The organism is Nostoc flagelliforme FACHB-838 (assembly GCF_014698065.1).
Classification (GTDB): domain Bacteria; phylum Cyanobacteriota; class Cyanobacteriia; order Cyanobacteriales; family Nostocaceae; genus Nostoc; species Nostoc flagelliforme_B.
Window position 1 is genome coordinate 49,107 of sequence record NZ_JACJSI010000033.1, and the last position, 22,861, is coordinate 71,967.

21 protein-coding genes are annotated in these 22,861 nt (G+C 43.0%); 14 read left to right on the plus strand and 7 right to left on the minus strand.

Annotated features, from left to right (window positions below):
• Positions 1–175: 175 nt before the first annotated feature.
• Both H6G97_RS17705 and hetR read left to right on the plus strand, forming a co-directional pair.
• Entirely contained in the window at positions 176–2,503 is a 2,328-nt protein-coding gene (locus tag H6G97_RS17705) for an EamA family transporter (RefSeq protein WP_190942041.1), read from the plus strand.
• 2,231 nt (positions 2,504–4,734) lie between these two features.
• The gene (hetR, locus tag H6G97_RS17710; RefSeq protein ID WP_190942042.1) at positions 4,735–5,634 is read left to right on the plus strand and encodes a heterocyst differentiation master regulator HetR; all 900 of its coding nucleotides are present in this window, start codon (positions 4,735–4,737) and stop codon (positions 5,632–5,634) included.
• 339 nt (positions 5,635–5,973) lie between these two features.
• Here hetR and H6G97_RS17715 read toward each other — a convergent pair whose 3' ends face one another.
• Positions 5,974–6,675: a hypothetical protein gene (locus H6G97_RS17715; protein WP_190942043.1), complete on the minus strand. Its 702-nt coding sequence runs from the start codon at positions 6,673–6,675 to the stop codon at positions 5,974–5,976.
• Positions 6,676–6,953: 278 nt separating this feature from the next.
• Here H6G97_RS17715 and H6G97_RS17720 point away from each other — a divergent pair, with 278 nt between their 5' ends.
• The gene (locus tag H6G97_RS17720) at positions 6,954–7,100 is read left to right on the plus strand and encodes a hypothetical protein (protein WP_190942044.1); all 147 of its coding nucleotides are present in this window, start codon (positions 6,954–6,956) and stop codon (positions 7,098–7,100) included.
• A 30-nt stretch (positions 7,101–7,130) separates the two neighbouring features.
• Entirely contained in the window at positions 7,131–7,739 is a 609-nt protein-coding gene (rpsD, locus tag H6G97_RS17725; RefSeq protein ID WP_190942045.1) for a 30S ribosomal protein S4, read from the plus strand.
• Between the two features lie 59 nt (positions 7,740–7,798).
• On the opposite strand, the gene moaA is transcribed toward rpsD, so the two are convergent.
• A complete protein-coding gene (moaA, locus tag H6G97_RS17730) occupies positions 7,799–8,785 on the minus strand; it encodes a GTP 3',8-cyclase MoaA (protein ID WP_190942046.1) in 987 nt (328 codons plus the stop codon).
• Between the two features lie 159 nt (positions 8,786–8,944).
• On the opposite strand from moaA, the gene H6G97_RS17735 reads away from it, so the two are divergent.
• Positions 8,945–9,976 carry a hypothetical protein gene (locus H6G97_RS17735; RefSeq protein WP_179065517.1) on the plus strand — a complete coding sequence of 344 codons (1,032 nt, stop codon included), beginning with the start codon at positions 8,945–8,947 and terminating at the stop codon, positions 9,974–9,976.
• A 264-nt stretch (positions 9,977–10,240) separates the two neighbouring features.
• On the opposite strand, the gene H6G97_RS17740 is transcribed toward H6G97_RS17735, so the two are convergent.
• The gene (locus H6G97_RS17740; RefSeq protein WP_190942047.1) at positions 10,241–12,259 is read right to left on the minus strand and encodes a beta strand repeat-containing protein; all 2,019 of its coding nucleotides are present in this window, start codon (positions 12,257–12,259) and stop codon (positions 10,241–10,243) included.
• A 183-nt stretch (positions 12,260–12,442) separates the two neighbouring features.
• Here H6G97_RS17740 and H6G97_RS17745 point away from each other — a divergent pair, with 183 nt between their 5' ends.
• Positions 12,443–12,631, plus strand: coding sequence for a hypothetical protein (locus tag H6G97_RS17745; RefSeq protein ID WP_190942048.1), 189 nt, complete (start codon positions 12,443–12,445; stop codon positions 12,629–12,631).
• A 118-nt stretch (positions 12,632–12,749) separates the two neighbouring features.
• Here the strand turns inward: H6G97_RS17745 and H6G97_RS17750 are convergent, their stop codons facing one another.
• The 3 genes from H6G97_RS17750 to H6G97_RS17760 all read right to left on the minus strand — a co-directional run bounded on the left by H6G97_RS17750 (position 12,750) and on the right by H6G97_RS17760 (position 14,468).
• Complete coding sequence (locus H6G97_RS17750) at positions 12,750–13,085, minus strand: XisI protein (protein ID WP_190942049.1); 336 nt, start codon at positions 13,083–13,085, stop codon at positions 12,750–12,752.
• Complete coding sequence (locus tag H6G97_RS17755; RefSeq protein WP_190942050.1) at positions 13,073–13,486, minus strand: element excision factor XisH family protein; 414 nt, start codon at positions 13,484–13,486, stop codon at positions 13,073–13,075. The genes H6G97_RS17750 and H6G97_RS17755 overlap by 13 nt, the downstream gene beginning before the upstream one ends.
• 154 nt (positions 13,487–13,640) lie before the next feature.
• On the minus strand, positions 13,641–14,468 hold the full coding sequence (locus H6G97_RS17760; RefSeq protein ID WP_190942051.1) for a carbohydrate ABC transporter permease: 828 nt from the start codon (positions 14,466–14,468) through the stop codon (positions 13,641–13,643).
• Between the two features lie 178 nt (positions 14,469–14,646).
• Between H6G97_RS17760 and H6G97_RS17765 the strand changes: the two genes are divergently transcribed.
• The 5 genes from H6G97_RS17765 (at position 14,647) to folE (ending at position 19,560) form a co-directional block, all read left to right on the plus strand.
• Positions 14,647–15,345 (plus strand): aldehyde oxygenase (deformylating), encoded by a 699-nt coding sequence (locus H6G97_RS17765; protein ID WP_190942052.1) that lies wholly within the window; start codon positions 14,647–14,649, stop codon positions 15,343–15,345.
• A 236-nt stretch (positions 15,346–15,581) separates the two neighbouring features.
• The gene (locus H6G97_RS17770; protein WP_190942053.1) at positions 15,582–16,601 is read left to right on the plus strand and encodes a long-chain acyl-[acyl-carrier-protein] reductase; all 1,020 of its coding nucleotides are present in this window, start codon (positions 15,582–15,584) and stop codon (positions 16,599–16,601) included.
• Positions 16,602–16,714: 113 nt separating this feature from the next.
• Complete coding sequence (locus tag H6G97_RS17775; protein ID WP_190942054.1) at positions 16,715–17,695, plus strand: acetyl-CoA carboxylase carboxyltransferase subunit alpha; 981 nt, start codon at positions 16,715–16,717, stop codon at positions 17,693–17,695.
• A gap of 354 nt (positions 17,696–18,049) precedes the next feature.
• On the plus strand, positions 18,050–18,775 hold the full coding sequence (locus tag H6G97_RS17780; RefSeq protein ID WP_190942055.1) for an SDR family oxidoreductase: 726 nt from the start codon (positions 18,050–18,052) through the stop codon (positions 18,773–18,775).
• A gap of 77 nt (positions 18,776–18,852) precedes the next feature.
• Positions 18,853–19,560 (plus strand): GTP cyclohydrolase I FolE, encoded by a 708-nt coding sequence (gene folE, locus H6G97_RS17785; protein ID WP_190942056.1) that lies wholly within the window; start codon positions 18,853–18,855, stop codon positions 19,558–19,560.
• A 100-nt stretch (positions 19,561–19,660) separates the two neighbouring features.
• Here the strand turns inward: folE and H6G97_RS17790 are convergent, their stop codons facing one another.
• A complete protein-coding gene (locus tag H6G97_RS17790) occupies positions 19,661–20,293 on the minus strand; it encodes a phosphoribosylanthranilate isomerase (RefSeq protein ID WP_190942057.1) in 633 nt (210 codons plus the stop codon).
• Between the two features lie 111 nt (positions 20,294–20,404).
• Here H6G97_RS17790 and psaK point away from each other — a divergent pair, with 111 nt between their 5' ends.
• The 3 genes from psaK to H6G97_RS17805 all read left to right on the plus strand — a co-directional run bounded on the left by psaK (position 20,405) and on the right by H6G97_RS17805 (position 22,719).
• Positions 20,405–20,659 carry a photosystem I reaction center subunit PsaK gene (psaK, locus tag H6G97_RS17795; RefSeq protein ID WP_100898949.1) on the plus strand — a complete coding sequence of 85 codons (255 nt, stop codon included), beginning with the start codon at positions 20,405–20,407 and terminating at the stop codon, positions 20,657–20,659.
• Positions 20,660–20,924: 265 nt separating this feature from the next.
• Positions 20,925–21,203, plus strand: coding sequence for a photosystem I reaction center subunit PsaK (locus H6G97_RS17800; protein ID WP_190942058.1), 279 nt, complete (start codon positions 20,925–20,927; stop codon positions 21,201–21,203).
• Positions 21,204–21,522: 319 nt separating this feature from the next.
• Positions 21,523–22,719 (plus strand): site-2 protease family protein, encoded by a 1,197-nt coding sequence (locus H6G97_RS17805; RefSeq protein WP_190942059.1) that lies wholly within the window; start codon positions 21,523–21,525, stop codon positions 22,717–22,719.
• The last annotated feature ends 142 nt before the right edge of the window (positions 22,720–22,861 follow it).

Genomic DNA, 22,861 nt, shown 5'->3' on the forward strand with positions numbered 1-22,861 from the left:
GTGGGATAAACTTGATGCTTTGCTAACCTGTGTCTAGTATGACAGAATTACGTTGAAATGCCCAAGTGCTGTTAAACTTTTTAATTTATCTGACAAAATACAGGAAATTAGGATGACCGCCAATAAAGTGTACAGGAAGCAGCTTTATCGTCAAAGTGTTAGAGGTTAGAAGCTAATGGGGCGATTCGAGAAGCAACCAGAAAACCCAAGAGTCAGAGGGGAGCTATCTAGAGCAGCAGAAAATGCTCTTTGGGCTGTAGTTGAAGACTTAGAAAATCTTCAGCAGAATGTTCTTAGAGGATTACAGGAAGACGTAAAGCGGCTTCAGTCAGAAAAAAATCGGTTATCTGATGAAATTCAAAGCTTGGTAGAGGAAAAAGAGCATTTACAACAAGTGCGCCAAATTACTGAGCAGCAAGCGTTAATTCGTCAACTGGCAGAAGTTCTGGCGAAGCATATATCTTCACAACTGCAATCCTCTCTGGCAAATTTAGCTAACCAAAGCGTAGAAGGCAAATCTTATGAACAAGCTGCGCTGAAGTCTGCTGAAGTGAGCAGCAATGTAGTAGGTGAAATCAATGAAAAAGTCGAACACATGTTTGACAGTCTGGATGATACCGTTACAGTTACTTTTAACTCGCTGCAACAAGAACTGAAGAACTATCAAAGTAATCTTTCCCAACAGTTGTCACGGATGTACAGCCAGCAGCAACAAGGGGAAACTATTTTGACAGAGTTTGTTAATCGCCTGCATGGAGAACTAGAAAAAACTATAGAAGAAACTTCACGTAAAGCAGCAGCAACAGCAGGTACACCTACTGTTTTACAGTTTACGGAGCCAGAAAAAAACAGTTCTTTTGAGACATCCCGGCCACCGCTTGGCGAAGTAGTAAAAAATTCCCCTGAGCCAATTTCCTCGATCCCCAACAAATTTTCACAAGGGGAAACGACATCAAAACCACCAGTTGTTAGAGAAAATCCCACAAATCCAATTTCTCTTGCCAGCAATGGCTTGTCCCCAAGGGTAACGCCATCAGAACAGTCGGTTGTTAGAGAAAATACCGCGAACCCAATTTCTCTTGCCAACAATGACTTGTCCCCAAGGGTAACGCCATCAGAACAGTCGGTTGTTAGAGAAAATACCGCGAACCCAATTTCTCTTGCCAACAATGACTTGTCCCCAAGGGTAACGCCATCAGAGCCTTCGGCAGGTGTAGTTCCAGCACCAAAAGAAAATGTTACTGAACCAATTTCTGTCCTCAATCAGAACTTGGCAGAAAACAAAACGACATCAGAGCCTCTGATTGCGCCTGTGCCACGTCCGAGAATAACACGACCTTCTCAAAAGCTAAATACTACTGAACCAATTTCTGTCCTCCGCAAGAACGGATCGCAGAACCAAGCTAAATCCTCATCGAACACCGCGCTAGAGCCACAATCGGCAGCAAAACCCCCACAATCGCGATCGCCTAATTCCTCCAACTTCTCGACACTCCAATTCGGGTTATTGTTAATTGTCTTATCGGCGGTGGTATCGTCGCTTTACAACGTAGCCATCAAAGTAATTTTCCACGAAGGTTCTCAGATTTTTGGAGTCTTAGAGGTAGAACAGTTGCTACCACCGACTATAGGAAATACCCTGTTAATTTTGACGCTACGGTTTATGGTGGTAGTTCCACTAATGGTACTGTTGTCCCCCATACTGCATCCCAGATTGTGGCAAGACTTGGAAAACTTGGCCGCATCAGTCCGAGGAAATCCCACACCTACCAATGCCGGTACGAGGCAGATTTTAGTGTTGTCGATTGTGAGTGGATGCTTTTTGTTTTTGTCTCAGGTGCTAATTTACATTGCGATCGCTCAAGTCAAAACTGGAATGGCGATCGCACTGTTCTTTATCTATCCAATGGTTACTGCTCTATTGTCGTGGTTTCTGTTTCGCGATCGCCCGACAATATTCCGCATTGCTGCGATCGCGGCGATCTGCTGCGGTGAATTGTTGGTTTTAGCGGGTTCTCCCAGCATGGGTATAGGTAATACTTCAATGGGAAGCAGCACCGCCATTCTTTCGGGTGTGGCTTTTGCTGCCTACATAATTCTGACGCGGGTTTGTGCTAGTAAACTGCATCCCGTGACTTTTACCTTAATTAACTTCGCTACCATGTTGCTGTTGAGCTTTATCTGCTTGATGCTACCTTTTTGGAATTTAGTAGTTGACAGCTCAAAGATGCTGGAACTGGTCTTAAGCGCTTTTATTTTAGGTGTGCTAACTCTTGCTGGCTATTTGCTCAACAATGTTGGGATCACTAAACTAGGTGCTTCACGATCGGCACTCATTGGTGGTAGCATCCCAGTTTTAACCGTGATTTTTGCTGGGTTAATCATTCAAGAAAATTTGGATATCGTGCAAATTCTGGGAGTGTTATTTGTAACTTTTGGCGCGGCTGCTTTCAGCTTTGAAACAATGCGAAATCAGGTTAAACCCTCTAGTCCCACGAATTAAATGGCGAGTTCAATCAGCTTAAGTGTGATGGGATCTAGTTTACTTCCCATCACTCTCAGCATCAATCCTCACATGAATATACCTATTTTTAAGTTCTCTAAAACTAATGCGAGCGTAGGTATTCTATATATTTAATTAACTACCAAATTTCAGATAAATTCGAGTATTCAGGATTGAAAAACGTTGCATTGCAACGTCTCTACATAAATCTATTCCAGAACAGCTAGAGATATTAAGTCTCTGGCTAATAGCAAAAGTCCGTTTTCAATTACATGAAGTAGGGGCGCACAGTAAGCTTACTGTGCGCCCCTACTTCTGCATTAGATCGATTATTTACTAAACCCGGCCACTCCACCAAAGAGCTGGCGGGGCTAAGGTGTACTGCGATTTTGGCAAATCAAATAGGATTGCTGCATAAGCGATTAATATTCATCATTAATAAGATATTTATGGATTTAACCTGATACAGGTGGAGGTAACACTTGTATACAGCAGTAATTTAGAAAAATTTGACTTGTAATATATTTTTAAGGATTTAGCCTGATACAAGTAGGGAAAACACGTATATGTAAGCAGTATGAGTAGTACTGACTCCAGCAATTGAGTACGAGTACTTGCTCAAAGAGTAGATTCGCAAGGAGTTAAGACCATTGCAACACGTTTTGAGACTAGAAGATGAAGAAGTAGGACAAGTGTTTAGAGTCACTCATTTTTTAAGCGTCGGAGACTATTGTTGCTACATGAATATATGCAGCGATCGCCCGTGAAACAGCTAGTACATTTATCCTACTAAAACTCCTGTGGGTAACGCGAAATTAAAAATTCCTCATTCTATTCTATGCTCTTGTGTTTGGTGAAATGGTATGTTTATTTTTGCTGGCCTGTATTGAGTAAGTGGGCACAATAAAACTAAACTATGTAAAGAAAGATGAACTAGATTAAAACCCTCTTCTGTTGTGGCTTCTGCCTTCCGGCTCCTGCCTTATCCAACGGCAAATTTTACGCCCACCTGCTTAGAATTTGGTCTGCGATCGCCCAGATGCTCAGAGAAAGAAGCTTACATCGTAGCCCGCTGCGGATTATCCTCTTTTTCTAGCAATAAACTATCTACGCGATTCAAGTCTCTCAAATATATACAACAGCGAGGTCAAAACATACTTGAAAGTAGCCAATGAATTAATCAAATCACCCAAATTTATATTTCTTTCGTTAAATAAATATAAATTAAGTGAGAAAAACCCCGTAAATAATTCTCAGATAGAATCCAATATGTTTTATTATATGTATGGTTAATAACTAGTTATTAAGTTATTAGCCTAAGTAACAAAACTTTGTAGCTAGGCAATTTAGCCTGAATTAATCGCGGCTGTCTGTGTCTAATTATCAATGTGAAAGAATAAATCAGACTTGGATTTAGGAGCAAAAAAATATCATCAAACCTTGATTTACCCAAGATATTAAAGTGTTTAAATAGTTGTTATTTATCAAATCTAAAATACATGATTTTATTCTAAAATCAAAAAACAATGATATGATAAGGAACGATATTTGAAAACAATAACGGGTATTTTGAAATTGGAATTATTTGCTCTACTTGATGTCTCCTATCTTCTTTCAAGCCAACGGCTGATACTGCTAAGACATCACTGGAGGTTGTGAAAAGGATGATAGTTCACAATGAGCCGTGTAGCTCAAGTTCTAAATGTGGCTACATCTGGTAAGCGATTTCTTTTTAGACAATTCCCAATTATTTTTAGTCACCTGTGTACTACAAATAATTCACCAAAGCTGGAAAAAAACATCTTTTTCGAGTAACAGAAATCCTAGATGAACAGCGCAAACTAGTTTTTACTCCGAGTCGGCATAGTGTCATAATTAGGAGTAAGCAGCTTGACGTTGTTGCTCTTATAAAGATGAGAAAAACCCCAGAAAACTGAAAGGCTTTGTAGATTACTTGCAACACAGTTGACTTTTGGGAAGTAAACCACCGTCAAACTGAACTTGGTAATATCTTTAATTTTTCGGTCAGATGCAGAGACAGTTATAGTAACAACTACCGAATCTGCTTTTGTACTAGAAAATATGCGAAAATGGTAGTTTGTGCTACTACCGATATTATCGTTATCGCATACTAATATAGTCTGAACTAAAGACAGCCTTCAGCCAGGTGTATACTACCTATTTTCATTCGATTAAAAACTGTGTAAACGTGCTATTCAATTGTCTGTAATATGAGTAACGACATAGATCTGATCAAACGTCTTGACCCCAGTGCGATGGATCAGATCATGCTTTATCTGGCTTTTAGTGCCATGCGGACGAGTGGGCACAGGCATGGGGCATTTCTAGACGCAGCCGCAACAGCCGCAAAGTGTGCAATTTACATGACCTATCTAGAGCAGGGGCAAAACCTGCGGATGACAGGGCATTTGCATCACTTGGAGCCGAAACGAGTAAAAATTATTGTAGAAGAAGTCAGACAGGCATTAACAGAAGGCAAGCTATTAAAAATGCTGGGTTCTCAAGAGCCTCGCTATTTGATTCAATTGCCTTATGTCTGGCTAGAAAAATATCCTTGGCAACCGGGGCGATCGCGCGTTCCTGGCACTAGTCTGACAAGTGAAGAAAAAAGACAAATTGAGCAAAAACTGCCCAGTAATTTACCTGATGCCCAGTTAGTTAGCTCTTTTGAGTTTCTGGATTTGATCGAGTTTTTGCACAGGCGATCGCAAGAAGACTTGCCACCCGAACACCAAATGCCTTTGAGTGAAGCCTTGGGTGAGCATATCAAACGCCGCCTGCTTTATTCAGGAACGGTAACACGCATTGATTCTCCTTGGGGAATGCCTTTCTACGCTCTTACTCGTCCTTTCTATGCACCAGCAGACGATCAAGAACGTACCTACATTATGGTGGAAGATACCGCTCGGTATTTCCGTATGATGAAAAATTGGGCAGAACGGCGACGAAATGCCATGCGCTTACTGGAAGAACTTGATATTCTGCCAGAAAGAATGGAGCAGGCTATGGAAGAATTGGATGAAGTTATCCGTGCCTGGGCAGATAAATATCATCAAGACGGAGGTATCCCTGTAGTTTTACAGACCGTTTTTGGCGAAAGAGAAGACTAGTACACTGTAGCGATTTCTCTATCTTTAACCAGTTACTTGAGTAAATTATTTAGCGTCGCTCCAGTTATAGTAGGGTGGGCAATATCATGCAAACCCTACTACACATCTCCAGAAATTAATTATGCTTTACCCGAAAAAGAATGTAGAGACGCGAAATTTTGTGTCTCTACATTCTTTTTCATAAAGCACTAGACTTCTTGCGTAAGTGGGTGAAAGGGGAAGGGGTAAAGGGGAAAGGGATGGAATTTTCCCTTTACCCCCGCCCCTTATTCCCAGAGGGGCCCCACCTTCCCCAACTTCTTGGCATTTGTTACTTTTGCAAGAAGTCTACTGTGTAATTTAATTAGTAGTGCCGGGCTGTGCTGGAATAAGCGGTTGGGTTGGAATAACCGGTTGCGTTGGAACAATCGGCTGTGCTGGAACAATCTGTTGCGTTGGAAATGGTGTAATCTCGGTACTTGGACTTGATCCCGCAGGAATTATAGTCGATGGTGTAGACAAAGATGAAGCGCCGATAACGCTGTCACCACCACTAATACAAGTATCCAAAACCTGGGTAGGAGGAAGGTCGATTTGACTACGTAAGCCAACCACACACTGACCAAAGCGCACAGGTAACAAACTACGACCGCAATAATCCAAAACTGCTGGATTAATAGCTTCTTGAGTACTTGAACTCGCACCCACTACACAGGTAGCTAACTCTTCAGGACGGCGGGCCTTACCACAAGAATAAAGCGCATCTGTGGCGGCAATTTGGGTCTGATTCTCAATTTTAACCACACAAGCAGCCAAATCCCTTGGACGTAATGCGGATGCACAACCAAGTGAAGCGGCCTCTGCCGTAACACCTACTTTCAAAAGGCGACCCGCACAGACACTATAATCATTGCTGTAGGAGGCAGCAACAGCCACATTAGGCAAGAGCGTTGTCAACCATCCAGCTATAGCCAAAACTGGTAATGTTAAAATCCTGGAGGTGGAACTGCCTTGTTTGTTCTTCCCTCTGTTAATCACTTTTTTGATCATTGACATTGCCATTCTCCAAACACCCAAAGTTATGCTAACTCAAATATCTTAAAAATCCTCTGTAATTAAAGAATTTCGGCGGTAGTTAAAGTATAGACATAATTAATTATGTCGAAGTTGTGTTAATATAACTGTTTGAAAGATAAGTAGGCAACGTAAAAAGTATTTCAGAGTAAGAATACTGCGTAAACCAATCTGATGATTGAGTAGCCTACGAAACTAAATAAACACAAAAAACTTATTGGCAAGATTACGGCGGGGCACGTCGGAATTCAAGCTTGGAAGCCAGTATGTCGGCTCTACCGACTCAAATTAACTGGCGCAAAGAAGATGCCTCTACATTGGTAGGATACGTCATACCAAAGCAAGCAGCCTCACAAAACCAAGAATCCTCTGATTTATCTTCAGGGGAATGTCAAAATGGAATGTCTGTGTAAAGTTTAAACAGGATTAGATTAAGGAAACTCATGTCCCGATATAGAGGGCCACGCCTCAGAATTGTCCGTCGCTTAGGCGACTTACCAGGATTAACTCGTAAAAGCGCTAGACGCGCTTATCCACCTGGTCAGCATGGTCAGAACCGCAAGAAACGCTCTGAGTATGCTATCCGTCTAGAAGAAAAGCAAAAGCTCCGCTTCAACTACGGTTTGACTGAAAAGCAATTGCTCCGCTATGTGCGGAAAGCCAGACGTGTTACTGGTTCTACCGGACAAGTGCTGCTGCAATTGCTAGAAATGCGCTTGGATAATACCGTTTTCCGTTTAGGTATAGCCCCGACTATTCCCGCGGCTCGTCAATTGGTAAATCACGGTCACGTAACTGTTAACGGTCGTGTGGTGAATATTGCCAGCTATCAATGCCGTCCTGGAGAAGTAATTGCGGTCAGGGATCGGGCACAATCACGGAAGTTGGTGGAAGCTAACTTACAATATCCCGGTTTGGCAAACCTCCCCAGTCATTTGGAGTTTGACAAAAATAAGTTGGTTGGTAGAGTCAACAGCGTTATTGAGCGCGAATGGGTGGCACTGCAAGTTAATGAACTACTTGTGGTGGAATACTACTCACGACAAGCCTAATTGTCATTTGTCCTTAGTCATTTGTCCTTAGTTATTTGCAAAGGACAAATGACCAATTACTATCCGCCAATTTGGGACATGGTGCGGGTATATGTACCTAAAATGCCAGAATCGCGTTGTTTAAAGTTAATTTCTGGTTTGATTCCGAGTAAATGTCTGACCTGTTCTTGTAATTGAGCGGTGCTAGTGCCAGACCGCAGAGCAGTTTTTAAATCTATTTGACCAGTTTCATTTAATAAACAGGGACGCAGCCAACCATCAGCACTCAGGCGCATCCGGTTACAATGATCGCAAAAACATTCCGACATCTGACTAATAAATCCTAGTGTCCCCTTCGCACCAGGAATTTGAAAGACATCGGCAGGGCCAGCGCCACGAACTTGAGCTTCTGTCAAGCCCCAGTGATCGCGGATAGATTCTCGTAAATCGGCTGAAGATACCCAACCGCGATCGCCAAATAAATGTACATTACCAATGGGCATAAATTCAATAAATCGAACGTGCCAGTGTTTATCAATTGTCAGGGCGGCTAAATCGAGAACTTCGTGGTCATTAACGCCAGGAATCACCACTACATTCAGCTTCAGGGGGTCGAATCCGACCTGATGGGCGGCTTGAATCCCCTGCCAAACCTGCTGCCAACGAGAACGCCCTTTATTACCAATAATTTGATCAAAAATGTCGGGATCAAGAGAGTCCAGACTAATATTAATTCGTCGCAGACCAGCATTGTAGAGATTCTGTGCCATCGGAGCCAGCAAAAAACCATTGGTGGTCATTGAGAGGTCTTGAGTTTGGGGGAGAGTTGCGATCGCACTTACCAAATCCACCACACGCGGACGCAATAAGGGTTCCCCCCCAGTCAAACGAAATCGGGTAAAGCCTGCGGGAATAAATACTTCTTGAATTAAGGTGAGTAGTTCCTCATCAGTTAACAGCTGTTGCTTGAGAATATAGTCCAGTTCTACTCCCTCTGGCATACAGTACTGACAACGAAAATTGCAGCGATCGATTAAGCTAATGCGGAGGTAATCTACCTGGTTCATCGTTTTATTTTTATTGTCTCTGATTAATTAAAGACTTTACAAAGGTGTACCCCTTCCTACTATATTTGTTGTAACTCAAAATACCTTACTCCCCCTTAAGTGAGAGTCCACAGATTGTGGCATAATAAGCCGATCGCATCCACTCGTTAGTCATCAATCGTGCAAGATACCGACTCCATCAACGACCTTGCTGCTGCTTTACTACAGCCAGCCGATATCAGCTTTGAACTGCCCGATCCAGAAGATGAACAGATTCTAGAATCAGATTTTCAACAGCAGCTAGAAATAGCTTGGCAGGTATGCGATCGCTTTGATTTGCAAACTGAAATCTGGCGGGGGCGAATTTTACGAGCTATCCGCGACAGAGAGAAAGTGGGTGGTGACGGACGCGGTACTGGCTTTTTGCGATGGCTAAAAGAGCGGGAAATCAGCAAAAGCCAAGCATACTCATGGATTCAACTGGCGAATAGTGCCGATACTCTGATTGAAGACGGTAAACTTGATCCTGGATCTGTAAACAACTTCAGCAAACGGGCATTTGTCGAAACCTCCAAAGCAGTCCCAGAAGTGCAACAGATGGTGAGTGAAGCCGCCCAAAAAGGCGATCGCATTACTAGGCGGGAAGTGCGTCAACTCAGCGATGAATGGACAGCCATGTCCTCAGATTTACTACCTGAAGCAGTTAAGGAAAAAGCAGCAGATAACACCCTTCCTCCACGCTACATCGCCCCACTGGTGAAGGAAATGGAAAAACTGCCAGAATCACACCAAAAGTTTATCCAGAAGGAAATTGCTGCTAACCCTGATGTGGATACCCTGAAACAGGTAACTACCGAAGCGCGTAACTTGGCGAAATATCTCAAAGGGGCGGCTCAAGTTCAGGCGCTGACGAAAGAAGATGTTGATATTGAAACAGCCTTAGAAGAAGCCCAAAGAGTCGGCTGTTTAAGCATTGCTGCTGATTTGGTAAATCAAGCATCGCAAATTGAACAAACGATCGCTAAATTGTACATGACTTGGAAACGCATTGGTAATTTAGCAGATCGATTATATGTAGATACTGGCGCAAGTACACCCAACTTGCGATCGCTCCTCACTTGCTTGGAACCTCTGGGTGGTGAAATTATGGAATTGCAACTTAGTGGTGCGACTGAACACACTATACGTTTGCAAATTCAGGAGACGAGTTAAGGATTAGGGAATGGGCGATGCCTGCGGTGGTCACTGCTTGTTGAGATTCCAACTAGCTTTTTGGTTATCCTACTCAAACTCTAAATTTATGCCCTGATATGAGGCTACTCTACTTGCAATGAAATCCTAATTTATGGAAAGCATAACTATCGCAACAAGAGCAGCAATTGCGTAGGCGTAGCCAGCAGTTCAACAAAGCTTTGTTACCACCGTTGGCATCGCGCTTGGCTACGAAGTTATGAAATATCGCCATATCTCATAATTCTACCTAGCAGTGCAAGATGTAGCGGTGAGCGAGGAATTATGGGGCGAAGCAGTGGGTACTTGAGCAACCAGAACCACGTTCCCCTCGGCATCTATAACCCACCCTTGGGCTTCTACAATTTCAGTAGGTTCATTGACAGAATTAACTTTCTGTGATTTCTCTTCTGTGTTTTGCTGCGCCTGAGCAACGATTTTTTTCTGAATACTGCCAGCACGATTCTGGCTCTCTGGTGAGAGTGTGATCCAATCTGCCAGGACTGCATTCTCAGCTATCAATGGCTGCGTGGGATCGGCTACTAATCCTCCACGTCCAGTAGTAATAAATGAACTCCTTCCTATTTTTCCACCAGAACTACAACTAGCAGCAATTTGCTGCGAAGCATCAACCAGATTTACGGGTAATTCCACTAATCCTTTACTGGGGTCAGCATCTGGTGAATTGATTTGTATGGTGCCATTTAATGAAGGGTTTTGCTGAGAAAATGCTGTGATGTCACTTGTTTGAAGCCTACTTGGGTCTAGTGGCTGTTTAGGGTTCGACAGCCTCTCTAGGTCTGCACGGGTGCGCACCACAAAACCAAAGATGTTTTTAGCGGTGATTGTGATTTTACCACCAGAGCCAAAGAAGCCGTTGGCGGTGATATCGTTGTTTCCGAAAGGAGTGGCAACGAGGAAACCATTAGGTGCTTTGATGGTGATATTACCGCCAGTTTTATCACCCCCTCCATTAGTCGATATTTGGCTATTACGGCGCATCAGTAACAAGTCCCGCACCTCTAGCGAAATATCACCACCCTTACCCGACTCACTATTAGATGTGAGTTTTCCGTCGTCTAGGAGGATGGAGTCAGCAGTGATATTGAGTTCACCTGCTGAACCTAGATTGTTTATATCCCCTCGGTAGGAAAAATCTGGCGAAAGTTTTGGAAGTTCACTGCTCACAGTGATTGCAGCTCCATCCCTAACAATCAATTGCCCTGTAGTAATTGTAATTTTTCCAGCGTCTCCAGAGCCTAAAGTTCTAGCGAGAAAGCCACTAGGCAAATTATTTGCTGAAGTTCCAATCAGTTCTATAGACTCAGAGGCGTTAACGGTTAAATTACCTCCGGGCCCTGTTGCTGGTATAAATTCTAGTGGTGGATTCCTGCGGCGAATTCCACTAGAATCTGTTGATATCTCTGCTCCATCTTTGATAAGTATTCTCTTCGTAGTGATTGTAATGTCACCCGCCTTCCCAGCATTAGTAGTTACAGTCGATAATATACTAGGGAAAATAGTACCTTCGGAGTCTGTAAAGCTACCAGTTACCTCTACAGACTCGGAAGCATTTACAGTCAAGTTTGCGCCTGCACCTCTACCTGTAGTAAAAGCGTTTACTTGTGCACCATCCTGAATAATTAATTTCCTAGCATTAATCTTTAAGTCTCCACCATCTCCAACACCCCTGTTTTGAGTTGACAAGACCACAGAATAGCCCCTGAGTTCTACTGTGTCACCCCACACCTGGATATTACTACTACCGATGCCGGTAGAATCTATTTGAGATGGAATCTTAGAATCGCCAACAGTTCGCTCAATAAATTGAATGTTCTGGAAATTTTGGACATTTTCATATCCGAATGCCCAACCTTGATTTGTTGGATCTAGGCTAACCAGACTATTACTACCAACGCTTCCTAGCTCAATTCGTCCCGAATCTGCTGTTAAGTTTCCACCCTCTAGTAAAAGATTTCCACCTACAAGTGCCAATGTCTTATCTGAATCCACTTTTAGACCAACGGGGTTTCCCAAGCGATTAGTTGCGCCATCGGGACTTGCTTGGGATTGATTGCTGATAGGAGCCGCAGTTGCTCCAAATTGTAAACCAATGGGAACACTTACTGTCAGTAGGGGTGTGCTTTGGGTATCTGTGACACTAAATTTAGCACCATCGGCAAAGTTTAGGCTATTCGCTGTACTTGCAATAAATGAACCGCCTATGTTTAAAGAAGCATTGGGGCCTTTCCTTAAAGCCTTCATGAATCTGACTACTGACCCTTGATCGCTCAAGAGGATTGAGTAATTGATACCTCCTCAACTCTCACACTCTGTTTACAGTTTGGATAATACCATTTCATTAAATAACTGATACAAATACATAGGTAGGGGCGTACAAATGTACGCCCCTACAGCCGATTCATTCTGTTGCACGGATTTTTGAAAATGGCGTGGCGAAAAAGTGATACTTTAAGTGGGCTACGCCAACGTACCACGCCTAAGTTTGGTAGAAACTGCGATCGCTTATGTAAAGGTTATAGGAAATCAGCGATCGCACCACACTTGAGTTTATTACAAGGAGCGATCGCTTGTATGAAAGTTATTAAAAAGCGATCGCACCCACATCTGAGTTAAGTAGCAGGGGCGATCGCTTATGTGAAGTTCATAGCGAAAAAGCGATCGCACCACACCTGAGTTTATTACAAATTTAAATATCCTAATAAAATATATTTATTTAGTATTATTTTCTCTTTTAGTCCACAGCAAACCCTGATAATTGACGCATTTTTGGAGTATGAAAACCAATCACAATATCTTGTTTATCTATACCCATTTCCATCAGTTCTAAAGCTATATCCGCCTCTGTTGTATTTTGTTGAATCCAAATTTTATTATTTTTGATATCTATGTGCATTATTGGCCCATAAATCCGCTTTTGATTGTTCCATCCAACGCTAATAATTTGATAATGGTCATGTTCTGTATCAAAAATTTGTTCTACTTCTACATCCCCGTAACTAGGCTTTGACTGGAGATATTTAGTTAACAGTTGCCTAATTTTTGTCCGATATTCATTTAATTTGTCCATTGTTCTATTTCCTCCGTTTCCACGTTGTAAATAATCAGCTTTAATTTATTTTCATTGACTACAGTTTCAATAAAAGACAAGTTAAAAAAGTCATTATAAGTTGCCAAGGGTACAGCTAAATACAAGGTTCTATTTGGCTCTTCAGCACGCAACGCTGTTCGATAATTAATAAATTGTCCCAGCGCCATGTGGAATTCGGAAATTTTTGAGGCACTAACAAAATTTTTGATTTCAACTGCTATTTTTTCTCCTGCTTTTTCCGCAGCTATAAGTCGCTCTGCACCTAAATCAATCTGAATATCAACCCCACCACACCGAATATTAAGCGGATCATTTGTAACTACCCAACCCTCTTTCTCTAGTGCAGACCTCACAATATTGTGGAATAAATCACGAGCCATAGTTTACAGCGCAATCACACTAACCATCGACTCCAGCACATAAACCTTTTAAATCTAGAGTTTGCTTAGATTATCTGTTTAACTACAAAACAATACAATACTACAATACAAAATAGCGATCACTTGTATAAAGGTCATTGCAAAATTAGCGATACTAATTCTTAATCCCCGTCGCAGCAATACCCTGAATAAACTGACGCTGACCGATGAGAAATAATACCATCACCGGAACAGTTGCTATAGTCACCGCTGCCATCATCAAAGGCCAATTATTTGTAAATTGCTCTTGAAACTCAGCTAACGCCAGTTGCACCGTCCTTAATTCCGGTCGTGTAGTAAATACCAGAGGCTTAAACAAATCATTCCATTCACCGATGAAGGTGAACAAAAACAGCGTCACCAAGGCCGGACGGGCTAAAGGTAACATAACCCGCCACAAAATTTGTAGTCGGTTTGCCCCATCTATAGCGGCGGCTTCCTCTAACTCCACCGGAATTGTCTGGAAATACTGACGTAACAAGAAAATCCCAAAGCCGTTGACAGCAGTGGGTAAAATCAGTGCCCAGTATGTATTTATCAGGTGTCCCCACTTCAAAACCAAAAAGATGGGAATCACTAATAACTGAAAGGGAATCACCAACGTTGCTAAAACTACCAATAGCAGTGCTTGGCGTCCCCGAAACTTCAGCCGTGCTAGGGCGTAACCAGCCAAAGCAGAAGTGACAATCTGAAACGCCGTCACAGCGATCGCTACCAAGGTAGAATTAGCAAACGCCAGCAAAAATTTTCCCTGTTGCCAGGCAACGCGGTAATTAACTAAAGACCAGTTATTTTTGGACAAATTATCTGGGCTGGTGGCGGTTGATGCAAAGGAGGTGAGAAAGACCACAAACAACGGTAGTAGAACGATAAATGCCCCTAGCAGTAAGACTACTAGGCTCAAAAAGTTGCCAGATTTCAGATTCGGGTTTGGTTTGGACATAACTTGAGTTCAAAGCATTTATTTCGCTAGTACTAGAGCATCACCCTCAGCAAAAGTTAATCTATAAACATATTTACTTGTTAAGTTAAATTAAACCACAGTGATTGTTACCCTCAGTTCATGGGGTAAATTCAATCCTGGCGTCAAATAATTCAGGTTTACAGGAGTAAACATAACCATGCAGCAGCTTACAGGTCAAGTTAAAGAATTAGATTTCAAGAGCGAAACATACAAAGATGCTTATAGCCGGATTAATGCGATCGTGATTGAAGGGGAACAAGAAGCCCATGAAAATTACATCACACTAGCCCAACTGCTGCCAGAATCTCATGATGAACTGATTCGCCTCTCCAAAATGGAAAGCCGCCATAAAAAAGGATTTGAAGCTTGTGGACGCAATTTGCAAGTAACCCCAGATTTGGAATTTGCTAAGGAGTTTTTCTCTGGACTACACCAGAATTTCCAAACAGCGGCAGCAGAAGGGAAGGTAGTCACTTGTCTGTTGATTCAGTCTTTGATTATTGAATGTTTTGCGATCGCAGCATATAACATTTACATCCCCGTCGCCGACGACTTTGCCCGCAAAATTACTGAAGGAGTAGTAAAAGAAGAATATAGCCACCTCAACTTTGGAGAAGTTTGGTTGAAAGAACACTTCACAGAAGCTAAAGCTGAACTTGAACTTGCAAATCGCCAAAACCTACCCATCGTCTGGAAAATGCTCAACCAAGTAGAGGGTGATGCCCACACAATGGCAATGGAAAAAGATGCTTTGGTAGAAGACTTTATGATTCAGTACGGTGAAGCATTAAGTAACATTGGTTTTACGACTCGCGATATTATGCGCTTGTCAGCCTATGGACTCATAGCCGCTTAAAAAAGTTAGGAGTGAGGAATGCTCAGTAAGAAATTATGAGTCGAACTCTAATACCATTCAGTTAAGCCAAAAATCCTTGGGAGAGAAACGAAATTTTGCATCTTTACAGATCAAAACTCAGTACCAAAAACCCTTAAACCATGCGTATTGAGTCGTACTCCTAACTCCTAACTCCCAACTCCTAACTCTCGGAAATTTACACGCGCTCAGGACAGCATAAGCTTAATAATCACTACATGTTTGGTCTAATTGGACATCTGACTAGTTTAGAACACGCTCAAGCGGTAGCTAAAGAATTGGGATACCCAGAATATGCCGATCAAGGGCTAGACTTCTGGTGCAGCGCCCCGCCGCAAATTGTTGATAGCATTATTGTCACCAGTGTAACTGGGCAACAAATTGAAGGACGGTATGTAGAATCTTGCTTTTTGCCGGAAATGCTAGCTAGTCGCCGCATCAAAGCCGCAACGCGCAAAATCCTCAACGCTATGGCCCATGCACAGAAGCATGGCATTAACATCACAGCTTTAGGCGGATTTTCCTCAATTATTTTTGAAAACTTTAAGTTAGAGCAGTTTAGCCAAGTCCGCAACATTAAACTAGAGTTTGAACGCTTCACTACAGGAAACACACATACTGCTTACATTATTTGTAAGCAAGTAGAAGAAGCGTCAAAACAACTAGGAATTGATCTATCAAACGCTACTGTTGCTATATGTGGGGCAACTGGAGATATTGGTAGTGCAGTTACTCGCTGGCTAGATGCGAAAACAGATGTCAAAGAACTTCTGCTGATCGCCCGCGATCAAGAACGTCTCAAAGAGTTGCAAGGCGAACTGGGGCGAGGAAAAATCATGGGTTTGACAGAAGCACTGCCCCAAGCTGATGTTGTCGTTTGGGTTGCCAGTATGCCTAAAGGCGTTGAAATCGACCCTACCACTTTGAAACAACCCTGTTTGTTGATTGATGGTGGTTATCCTAAAAACTTAGCAACAAAAGTTCAGCATCCTGGTGTATATGTGTTAAATGGTGGGATTGTAGAGCATTCCCTGGATATTGACTGGAAAATTATGAAAATCGTCAATATGGACGTGCCAGCCCGCCAGTTGTTTGCTTGTTTTGCTGAATCAATGCTGCTGGAATTTGAGAAGTTATATACGAACTTTTCCTGGGGGCGCAATCAGATTACCGTAGACAAAATGGAGCAGATTGGTAAGGTATCAGTGAAACATGGATTTAGACCGCTGCTGGTTTAGTCATTAGTCATTTGTCCTTGGTCATTAGTCATTTGTTATTTGCAAAGGACAAAGGACAAAGGACAAAGCCCAAAAGATAGATAACTTATAACTCGTAACTTATAACCCCTACGATGGCAACTACCGAGCGTAAACCGCTACTGTTAGATTTTGAAAAACCCTTAGCAGAACTTGCAAGCCGAATTGATCAAATTCGGCAACTTGCAGAAGAAAATGGCGTCGATGTTTCTGGTCAAATTCGCCAACTAGAAGCTCGTGCCATGCAACTGCGTGAGGAAATTTTCACTAGTCTATCCCCGTCCCAGCGATTGCAAGTCGCTCGTCATCCCCGTCGCCCCAGTACTCTCGATTACATTCAGGCTATTAGTGATGAATGGATGGAATTGCATGGCGATCGCTGTGGTGGTGACGATCCGGCTTTAGTTGGTGGTGTTGGTCGTCTGAGTGGGCAACCTGTGGTGATGTTGGGTCATCAAAAAGGTCGTGATACTAAAGACAATATTGCCCGTAACTTTGGAATGCCTTATCCTGGCGGCTACCGCAAGGCGATGCGGTTAATGGAACACGCCAATAAATTTAGTATGCCAATACTAACTTTTATTGACACGCCGGGAGCTTGGTCTGGGGTAGAAGCAGAACACCAAGGTCAAGGAGAAGCGATCGCTTACAACTTGCGGGAAATGTTTTGCTTAGATGTGCCAATTATCTGCACAGTCATTGGTGAAGGTGGTTCCGGTGGCGCACTCGGTATTGGCGTAGGCGATCGCTTACTCATGTTTGAACACTCCGTTTATACCGTCGCTACTCCCGAAGCCTGCGCCGCAATTTTGTGGAAAGATGCTGGCAAGGCTCCCCAAGCTGCCGTGGCTCTGAAAATTATTTCCCATGACCTGAAAAAATTGGGAATTATCGACCAAATATTGCCTGAACCCACTGGTGGCGCTCATTCCGATCCTTTAAAAGCTGCTACCACTCTCAAGCAAGTGCTGCTAGAAAATTTGGACGAACTCAATCGTTTAACCGCTCCAGAACGCCGCCAACTGCGTTATGAAAAATTCCGCAAAATTGGTGTTTTTACAGAAGTTGCCCACTAACGGCACTGCATAATGATTGATTAATAAAGCAGAAATGCTATAATTGCCTATGTGCTTAAAGATTTTTAACAATCTAGCCATAGGCATTTGTATGTTTGGTAAACCTACTCAATTTGATTGAGTAGCTTTTGTGTTATTAAGTAATCTAATTTCAGTGTCAGGCGTGGTTTTCCAGGCAATGATTTGTTGTCTTCACTGTTAAAACCCACAATACGCCTACTATTGCACTGAATCATAGCAGTTGCTTAATTGAAATCATCAGATTTTTAGATTCCTTTAATCTATCCAAACCGAGAAGTGTGAATAATTGGGTGGTAATAGGCTTTGGGAACTGCCAAAAAATTGGGAGACACCATGAGTGTTGAGCAAAAACGACGCGCCCTGATTACAGGGGCAAGTAGTGGAATTGGGAAAGCAACGGCTTTAGCCTTTGCGAAAGCGGGAATAGATGTCGCCTTAGTTAGCCGTTCTTTGGATAAGTTGGAGGCGGTAAGAGAAGCAGTCGAGCATACTGGGGTGGAAGCGAAAGCTTACGCTGTAGACTTAGCGCGGCTCTTTGAAGTCAAAGAGAAGATCCAAGCGATCGCCCTTGACTTTGGTGATATAGACATTCTGGTAAATAATGCCGGCATCGCCTATACAGGCAATTTGAGCGAAACCCCCTTAGAGGACTGGCAGCAGGTAATTGACTTAAATCTTACCAGCGTATTTCAGTGCATTTTGGGGATTTTACCTTCAATGCGCGATCGCGGCAAAGGCACAATTATCAACGTCGCCTCAATTGCCGCCAAGCAACCCTTTGCCGGTTGGGGAGCATACAGCATCAGCAAAGGTGGTTTGATAGCCCTCTCTCAAACCCTGGCACAAGAAGAACGCATCCACGGCATTCGTGTCACATCTATCTGTCCCGGCGCAGTCAATACCGAACTTTGGGACACAGAAACAGTTCGTGTCAGCTTAGACCGTTCCAAAATGTTAACCCCAGAAATTGTGGCTGAGTCAATTCTCTACACAGTTCTGTTACCACAACAGGCAGTTATTGATGAATTGACCCTGATGCCTAGTGCTGGCGCACTTTAATTAGTCTTTTGCCCTTTGTCTTTTGCAAATGACTAATGACTAATAACTAATGACTAAACCATAACCAAGACTTAATCATGACTATTGCTAGTTCCAACGGTTCCAATTCCTCTCAATCACCTCTGATTCCCGACTTGGCAGAAGCCATAACTCCTAGACCCGATCGCAATACTCATAACGGGCGACAAGCGGATGTGTTCCCGCCAAAAGAGGAGCAGATGGAGGACATGAAGGAGGCCGTGAGGACACTAATATTGGGCGTTGGTGAAGACCCCGAACGTGAAGGACTCCTCAAAACACCCAAACGAGTAGCCGAGGCAATGCGGTTTCTTACCAGTGGCTATAACCAATCTCTTGAAGAACTCGTTAATGATGCCATCTTTAATGAAGGTCATAGTGAGATGGTACTAGTTCGAGATATTAATTTCTTTAGCCTGTGTGAACACCACATGCTGCCATTTATGGGTAGAGCGCACGTTGCTTATATTCCCAACCAAAAAGTTGTCGGACTGAGTAAGCTAGCCCGTATTGTTGAGATGTATTCCCGGCGCTTGCAAGTACAGGAGAGGTTAACCCGCCAAATTGCCGAAGCAATCCAGACCATTCTAGAACCTCAAGGCGTAGCCGTTGTCATGGAAGCTAGTCACATGTGTATGGTAATGCGAGGCGTTCAAAAACCAGGTTCTTGGACTGTCACTAGTGCGATGGTTGGTGTCTTCCAAGAAGAACACAAAACCCGTGAAGAATTTTTTAACTTGATTCGCCATCAACCAGCGTTCTTTTAGGGAATGGGGCATGGAAAAGAGGCAGAGGGGAAAACTCTTCTCCCTTGCTCCCTGCTCCCTTGCTTCTTTCCTTGCTCCCTCATCCCCCACTCCCCACTCCCTACTCCCTACTCCCTAATTTTTCAAACAACTTGGCTACTTTATCTAAATCCTTATCTCCAGGTGTCCGTTCCACACCACTAGATAAATCAATGCCGCTAGGATTAACCTGACTGAGAGCTTCCAAAATATTATCGGCTGTTAATCCTCCTGCTAAAAACCAAGGACAGTTGGGGTTAAATTGCTCTAGCATTGTCCAATCTAAGGTTTTGCCTGTACCACCCAATTGTTGCGGATGGTACGTGTCAAGTAGTAAAGCATTTACGTATTCTGTGTAATCAGCTGCTGTGTCTAGATGCTCAAGACTATTAATTCTCATAGCTTTAAGAATTTCGACATTGGGTAAAGCTTGACGTAATTGGTAGCAAAAATCTGGTAATTCATCTCCGTGTAGCTGTACACCAGTCAACCCAGAATCAACGACTATCTGACTGATTTCGGGGATACTAGCGTTGGCAAAAACACCAATTGTGTCAATATTTGCCGGGAGTTCTGCTACTGCTGCCCGAATTTGGGATGTAGTCACGTAGCGAGGTGAGGTTGGCACACAAATAAATCCTAGTGCCGTTGCCCCCAGAGAGGCGATCGCTATAGACTGCTGTGGTTGAGTAATGCCGCAAATTTTAACGCGCATGAAAATTTAACAAATTTAAAAGAATCCTCAAGAAAGTCTAAACGATCCGCAAAACTTTTGTACCTTGGTAATTTTATAATTTTGTAGGTCTACATTTTAGGAGACAAAAGCTTGATTTCATCTATTTTACTAGCAGCCCAGGCAACTGTTCCCCCAACACCTGCGTGGAATCCTACAGTTGGCATCATCATCAGCATCAGTTGCTTAGTAATTGTTTTGCTAAGTACTAGGATTGAAAAACCCTTAGTTGGCCCCAAGTTCCCCATTCTGCCGATTAGTATTCCAACATTCGTTGCAGCGATGGCTTTTGGTCATATTATCGGCGTTGGCATCGTTTTAGGATTGACTAATATCGGTCGTCTGTAGTTTTGCGATGATGGCGGCGTTACAACTAACGCCGCCATCAATACAAAACTCCTAAAAACGGTTTTGGTTCTTTCTCCAGCAAAATAACTCATGAGCATTAGCCAGTTAGCCTCCGTATAGCCACTCTAACTGAGGAAAGAGGTATTAACCTTCCCCTTGAGGGACGATTCCAGCTACTTCATCAACGGAGGATTGATATGGCGTTAGAAACGGGTTAATCCCCTTTGTAAGGCTTATTCAGTTAATTTATGCAGGAGAAAGAACTATGATGTCATCAATCTTATTAGCAGCCCAAGCCACTTTACCCAAAACTGGCACCATATCGAACTTGACTGAAGCGGCAATTATTACTGGCATTTGTCTGTTATGTCTTTTGATTATTCCTCGGACAATTCGTTATCCTCACGTTGGCCCTAAGATGCCTTTGCCCTTTCCGTCGCTGTTCAATAATCCCAGTGCGGCTACATTTCTCGCCGCAATGAGCGCCGGCCACCTGATCGGCACTGGTACTGTCTTAGGATTGAGTAATCTCGGCATTATCTAAATTTTATTTTTTCCATCTAACACACTCAAGAGGACGGGTAGGGGGCAGAGGAAGCAGGGGAAGCAGAGGAAGTAGGGGAAGCAGAGGAAGAAGAAAAATTACCTTTTTCCCCCTGCTCCCTGCTCCCTGCTCCTCTGCCTCTTCCCAATGCCCCACTTCATTCAGAGCTTTGCTCACAGGCATTAATTGTCTATTGTAGAAATAAGAGCATTTCGTAACTCGGCACTATCGAATTGATGCTCTGAAATATATGTATAAGTATATACGCAAATATTGCAGTACATAAACTACTGGCGATATCTAGTTTTAGGACAATGTAATGCAAACAAATTGGAAAATTGGGTCTTTATTTGGAATTCCCCTGTTTTTAGACCCGTTATGGTTTGTGATTTTAGGGTTGGCAACTCTTAACTTTGGGGTAGCTTATCAAGAATGGGGGACTGTTATAGCTTGGAGTGCTGGAATAGTTATGGCACTGCTGCTATTTGGTTCGGTATTGTTACATGAGTTGGGGCATAGCTTAGTAGCCCGATCGCAAGGCATTAAAGTTAATTCAATTACCCTATTTCTATTTGGCGGGATTGCCGCTATTGAAGAAGAATCTAAAACCCCGGCAAAAGCATTTCAAGTAGCGATCGCTGGGCCTTTGGTGAGTATCGGACTATTTTTACTACTCCGGGTGGGAGCTATCGTGATACCTCATACTAGTCCACTCAGTGTTATGGTCGGAGATTTGGCGAGAATTAACTTGGTAGTGGCGCTATTTAACCTGATTCCCGGCTTACCTTTAGATGGAGGGCAAGTGTTAAAAGCAGCACTATGGCAAATAACAGGTAATCGTTTTCAAGCCGTACACTGGGCTGCAAAGGCTGGGCAAATATTGGGTTATAGTGCGATCGCTTTAGGATTTGTTGTCGATTTTGTGACCAGAGAATTAGTACTTGGTTTATGGATTGCGCTGTTAGGTTGGTTTGCTGTCCGCAATGCTAACAGCTATGACAACATGACTACATTGCAAGAAAGCCTACTCAAAGTTGTGGCGGCTGATGCGATGACTCGTGACTTTCGGGTAATTGATGCTGATCAGACATTGCGATCCTTTGCCGATTCATACCTGTTAGAAACCAATCCCTCACAGGTTTATTTTGCTGCTTCTGATGGACGTTACCGGGGTCTAGTTTCCATTGACGATTTTCGTTTAACCCAAAGGAGTGAATGGGAAACCCAAACCTTACACAGCATTGTGCATCCCTTGGCAGAAATACCGACTGTTTCTGAAGCAACAACGATAGCTGAGGTAATTAACAAACTGGAAAATGAGCAGTTACCTCGAATTACCGTACTTTCTCCGGCTGGCGCTGTCGCTGGTGTCATTGACCGGGGAGATATTGTACGGGCGTTGGGACAAAAGTTAAATTTGCGGGTAGCAGATGCTGAAATTAAACGGATCAAGGAAGAAGGAAGTTATTCGCCTGGGTTGCAACTAGCAGCACTAGCGAAGTCAATTACAGATTAAACGTCATAGCCTTGTCATAGTTTTGCAATAGACTTGTCCGAAAACTCCAAAGCCAGACTGTTCAAAGCTTTGAGAGCAAGCTTTGATATCTTCGTGAAAACGTAATCATAAAGCTTTGAGATAGTTACTGATAGTTTAGAGC